Below are 5,266 nucleotides of genomic sequence, written 5' to 3'. Positions count from 1 at the left end.
CTCCGGGCGGCCCGGGGCGGGCATGAGCGTGGTGAGGATGGCCTTCCAGGAGTCGCGCAGGGACCCGCCGATCACCCCGAAGTCGCCGTGGAACAGGACGAGACCGGTGACGAGCGTCCAGCCGACCACCGTCAGCAGGATCGCGATCCAGAGGGGCCGGCTGCGGCGCCGCGGCCAGGAGACCAGCGCCGACAGGAGCACGGGGACCACGGCGGCGACCGCGGCGACCGGCCCGATGTCGCGGAGGGCGAAGACGCGCTGGAAGCCGAGCCCGGCCGCCAGACCGACCGGCCACAACTCCCGCAGCCCCCGCCGTCCGTCCAGTACGAGCAGGATGACGAACGGCATGAAGACCGCCACGATCGCGGCCTGGCGGCCGACCATGCGGCCCAGTTCCGCCGCCGGCAGGTTCGTCGCCGTGCTGAGGGCGACGATCGGGGTTCCCATCGACCCGAACGCGGTCCCCGCCGCGTCGGCGAACATGGCCACGGTCGCCGCGCGGATCGGCGTGAGCCCCAGCGCCAGAAGGATCGCCGCGACCACCACGGCGGGCGCGCCGAAGCCGGCGAGGGCCTCCAGGACCGAGCCGAAGCAGAACGCGAGCACGAGCGCCTGGATCCGGTGGTCCGGGGACACGCCGGCGAACGTGTCCCTGACCACCGAGAGCAGTCCCGAGGCGTCGAGCAGCCGGTTCACCCACAGCGCGTTCACCATGATCCACACGATCGGGAAGACGCCGAACGCGACGCCCTGCGCCGTACCGCTCACCGCCGTCACCGCCGGCAGGTGGAACGCGAACACCGCGGTCGCCAGGGCGGCGAGCAGGCTCCCGGCCGCGGCCAGGTCGGACCGCACGCGGAAGACTCCCAGCAGCACGAGCAGGAGAGCCGGCGGAACGGCCGCCACCACGGCCGACAGAGCGGGCGAGCCGCCGATCGGATGGTCCAACGCGATCTCCCGGTCGACCGCTCGCCTCAGGGGACGACGACGACCTTCAGCGGCTCTCCGTCGCGCTCCCGCACGACCCGGAACGCCTCGCCGATGTCCTCCAGCGCGAAGCGATGGGTGATGAGCTCGCCGCCCCGGATCATCCCCGCGGCGGCCAGCGCGACCGCGCGACGCACGTTGTCGCCGCCCTCACCGCGTGCGGTGTACATGGTGACGTCCTTGCGGATCACCGCGCTCAGGTCCAGCCGTACGGCGTCCGGGTAGAAGGCGAGGAAGAGGATCTTGCCGCCGCGCTTGACCGCCCGGCCGCACTGCTCCGGCACGTCCGGTCCCCCGGATGCCTCGATCACCAGGTCGGCGCCCTGACCGGCGGTGAGGTCGAGCACCGCGCGGACCGGGTCCGTCTCGGTGGCGTCGACGGTGCGGTCGGCCCCGAGCCCGGCGCCGAGCCCCAGCCGGGACCTCCGGGTGCCGACGAGGATCACCTGGGCCGCGCCCATGCGTTTGCACACCTGGGCGGTCATCAGCCCGACCGGGCCGGGCCCGAACACCACGACGTCCTGACCGGCGACATAGGCGCCCGCGGTGTCCAGGCCGTACAGACCGGTGCCGGCCGTGGTAAGGAGCACGGCGTCCTCCACGGTGACCGTGTCCGGCAGGCGGTACAGCGCGCCGACGTGATGGATCGCGTACTCCGCGAAGCCGCCGTTCGCGGTCATGCCGCTCGCCCGGTGGCCCCTGCCCGCGTCACCGTAGTTGAGGCAGGCGGTGTACTTGCCGGTCAGGCAGTTGCCGCAGCGTCCGCAGCCGTGATGCGCCTCGATGCACACCCGGTCGCCGGGCCCGAGCTCGTCCACGGCGGAGCCGCCGGCCACCACGGTGCCGGTCCACTCGTGGCCCGGGATGTAGTCACCGTACGGCGGGGTCTGCGGGAAACCCCCGTCGAGGATCTTCAGGTCGGTGCCGCAGATCCCGCACATCGCCACCCGGACGAGCACCTCTTCGGCCCGCGGCTCGGGGACCGGGCGATCAACGACCCGGAGGTCACCCGCGCCGTACAGGACCGCCGCACGCATCGCGGCGGGAACACCGTCGGGTCGGGACATCGAGCAGCCTCTCCGGCGTGGCCGGACTGGACGCCCGGGGCCTCCGCGGACGCGGGCACCGCCGCCAGCATACAGTCCGCGACCATCCCGTCACCCGGCGAAGTTCTGGCAGGTCAGGGCCGCGAAAGGCGTCGCTCAGGACAGGCCGAGACAGGCGGCCGAGGCCAGGCCGGCGACGGCGCAGTAGACGGCGAACGGGGTGAGGGTGCGGGTCTGGAAGTAGCGGACGAGGAACCGCACGGCGACGTAGGCGCCGATGCCGGAGACGAGGCTGCCGGCCAGCACCTGTCCGTGGATTCCGGCGCCGAGCGGGCCGGTCAGGTCGGGGATCTTCAGTACGCCGGCGGCGAGGATGACGGGCGTGGCCAGCAGGAAGGAGAAGCGGGCGGCATCCTCGTGGGACAGGCCGCGCGCGAGGCCGGCGACCATGGTGGCGCCCGAGCGGCTGATGCCGGGCAGCAGGGCGAGGATCTCGGCGGCGCCGATCAGGGCGCTCTCGGCCCAGCCGAGCCCGGCGAGCCGCCGGTCGGAGACGACGTCGGACGGGAGCGGCTCGTCCGGGGCGCCCATGGTGGCGGCGTCGGCGCGCTTGGCGGCGCGGCGCCGCAGCAGCTCGCCGCCGTACAGGACGCCGCCGTTGGCGGCCAGGAACAGCGCGGCCGGCATGGGCCTGCCGAGCACGGTGCGGAAGGTGTGCTCCAGCAGGAGGCCGGCGACGCCGACCGGGAGGGTGGCGACGACCAGCAGCCAGGCCAGCCTCTGGTCCGCCGTCTGGATGCGCCGGTCCCGTACCGAGGTGAGGAGCCCGCCGACGATCCGGACCCAGTCCCGCCAGAAGAAGATGAGCAGGGCGAGGGCCGTGGCGACGTGCAGGCCGACGATGAACGCCAGATAGGGCGACTCGGGCGCCGAGACGTTCAGGTCGCGGGCCCACCGGCCGCCGATCAGCGCCGGGATGATGACGCTGTGGCCGAGGCTGGAGACCGGGAACAGCTCGGTCACGCCTTGGAAGAGGCCGACCACGATCGCCTCGGGATAGGTCAGGGACATCAGCGGCCTTCCACGCTCGAGCTGCCGGAGAGTGATCGGGGACCCGTCCGGGCGCGCCGCCGTCTCCGGTACGCGCCGCCGTACGGTGCTCCACAAACTACTACATGCGAGTAGAAGTTGAACCGGCCGGGCCGTTCCCGTCCGGCGGCTCCCCCGCACCGCGCCCGGTTCGCCACCAGTCGTACCCATCCGTTCCTTCACGCCAGGTGAACGCGCGTTATGGCATCGACAGGAGTCTGCCAACGGACGGCAAACGCTCTTCTGTCCGGTGGCCCGGACGCGGTAGACCCGGAGCAGGCCGTCACCCGGGGTGCGGGGCGGCGTCACCCGGGATTCAGGAGGGCCGCGGTGGGTCTGCTGGGCTGGCCGCTGCTGGTGGCGACGGTCGTGCTGGCGCTGGGGTGCCCGGCGGCGTGCGTCTTCCTGTGGGGTCGCGTCCGCGGTCCGGCCGCGTTGCCGGCCCGGCTGTCGCTGATCCTGGCGTGCCAGGTCACCGCGATCCTCGTGGTGGGCGTCGCCCTCAACGACCACTACGAGTTCTTCGCCTCCTGGAGCGACCTGGCCGGGGAGGACGGCGCGAACGCGCCGATCGAGCAGCCGGGACACGCCGGCGGACCGGCCACGGTGCCTCACGACTTCCATCCGGCCGCCGACCACACGCTGGAGGCCACGTTCGCCGGGGCCAGGTCCGGCATCCGCAGCAGGGTGTGGGTGTGGCTGCCGCCCCAGTACCGTCGCGAGCCGCGGCGGAGGTTCCCCGTGGTGGAGCTGTTCACCGGGTTCCCGGGCACGCCCACCGCCTGGTTCCACGCGATGCGGGGCCCGGAGGTGCTGACGCAGGACGTCGAGAAGGGCACCGCGCAGCCGTACATCCTGGTCGCGCCGACCATCACCGTATGGCCGGGGCACGACACCGAGTGCGTCGACGTCCCGCGCGGCCCGAAGGTCGCCACCTGGCTGACCGAAGACGTCCGGAACGTCATCACGACGGACTTTCGCACCCTGCCGGGCCGCGACGCCTGGGGCACGATGGGGTACTCCACGGGCGGCTACTGCGCCGCCAAGCTGCCGGTCCAGTATCCGCGGCTGTTCCGCGCCGGGGTCAGCCTCGCCGGGTACTTCACCCCGTCCACCCCGGGGCTGACGAGACTGCCGGCCGAGAACCTGCCCGTGGTGGTCCGGCGGCGGCGCCCCCGCGTCGCCCTGCTCCTGGCGACCAGCCGCCAGGACCCCGGCACCGCGGCCGCCATCGACGGCATGGTCAAGGCGGTCCGGCCGCCGACGCTCGTCGACACGTACGTGGTGCCGCGCGGCGGGCACAACACCGGTGTCTGGAGCGCCATGCTGCCGCGGTGCTTCCAGTGGCTCACGACCGAACTGACCCACGCGCACTGACGAGACGCCCGAAACCCCCACGGGAGAGGACCCCCTCACCGATGAGCTCCCCGCACGGTCTGGACCGGCGCGGCGGCACACCGGACGCCGGAGGGGGAGGCGCGCGCCGCCGCCCGTTCCTCACCGGCACGGTCCGGCGACCGGCCGCCCCTCTCGTCGGTGTGGCCGTGCTGCTGACGGTGACCCGGCTGGCGACGGTGACCCGGCACGGCGGCGTGAGCTGGGACGAGGCGCTGTACATCAGCCAGGTGGGCCCCCGGTTCCCGGCCGCCGCGTTCAGCGCGCCCCGCGCGCGGCATCACGTACCTCATCGCCCCCGCCGTCGCGCTGACCGGGTCCCTCGCCCTGCTCCGCGCCTACCTGACCCTCCTCAGCGGTGCGGGGATCGTCCTCGCCTTCCGGCCATGGCTCACCCTGTTCTCGCGGCGCGTGGTCGTCCCGGCGGCGGCGCTGCTGTTCGGCACCCTCTGGGTCACCGGCTTCTACGGGTCGGAGGTGATCCCCAACTTCTGGGTGGCGGTGGCCGGAGCCGCCATGACCGGCTGGTTCGTCCGCGCCGCCCGCTCGGGCGGCACGGCCGCGTACGCCGGGCTGGCGACCGCCGGGGCCGTGGCGGCGCTCATGCGGCCCGGTGACGCCGTCTGGATCTGGGTACCGCTCCCGGTGGCCGCGCTGCTCGTGCACGGGTGGCGGCCGCCCCGGTCTCCTCCTCGCCACGGTGGCGGGCCCGATGCTCGGGACCGCGCCCTGGATCATCGAGGCGTTCC

4 protein-coding genes and 1 pseudogene are annotated in these 5,266 nt (G+C 73.6%); 2 read left to right on the top strand and 3 right to left on the bottom strand.

Annotated elements, in window-relative coordinates; genetic code table 11:
• The 3 genes from ACFFNX_RS41320 to ACFFNX_RS41310 all read right to left on the bottom strand — a co-directional run.
• The coding region (locus tag ACFFNX_RS41320) for an L-lactate permease (protein WP_378211641.1) at window positions 1-948 on the bottom strand (948 nt) is incomplete at its 3' end.
• Between the two features lie 26 nt (window positions 949-974).
• Window positions 975-2,054, bottom strand: a complete 1,080-nt coding sequence (locus tag ACFFNX_RS41315) for a zinc-dependent alcohol dehydrogenase (RefSeq protein ID WP_378211640.1) — start codon at window positions 2,052-2,054, stop codon at window positions 975-977.
• 135 nt (window positions 2,055-2,189) lie between these two features.
• Window positions 2,190-3,104 carry an undecaprenyl-diphosphate phosphatase gene (locus tag ACFFNX_RS41310; protein ID WP_378211639.1) on the bottom strand — a complete coding sequence of 305 codons (915 nt, stop codon included), beginning with the start codon at window positions 3,102-3,104 and terminating at the stop codon, window positions 2,190-2,192.
• A 348-nt stretch (window positions 3,105-3,452) separates the two neighbouring features.
• Between ACFFNX_RS41310 and ACFFNX_RS41305 the strand changes: the two genes are divergently transcribed.
• Window positions 3,453-4,499 (top strand): alpha/beta hydrolase, encoded by a 1,047-nt coding sequence (locus ACFFNX_RS41305; protein ID WP_378211638.1) that lies wholly within the window; start codon window positions 3,453-3,455, stop codon window positions 4,497-4,499.
• 429 nt (window positions 4,500-4,928) lie between these two features.
• Window positions 4,929-5,266, top strand: a pseudogene (locus ACFFNX_RS41300) (hypothetical protein); the annotation flags it as partial.

The sequence above is a fragment of the Actinoallomurus acaciae genome (assembly GCF_042429965.1).
Classification (GTDB): domain Bacteria; phylum Actinomycetota; class Actinomycetes; order Streptosporangiales; family Streptosporangiaceae; genus Actinoallomurus; species Actinoallomurus acaciae.
This window is presented reverse-complemented; position numbering and strand designations above follow the sequence as displayed.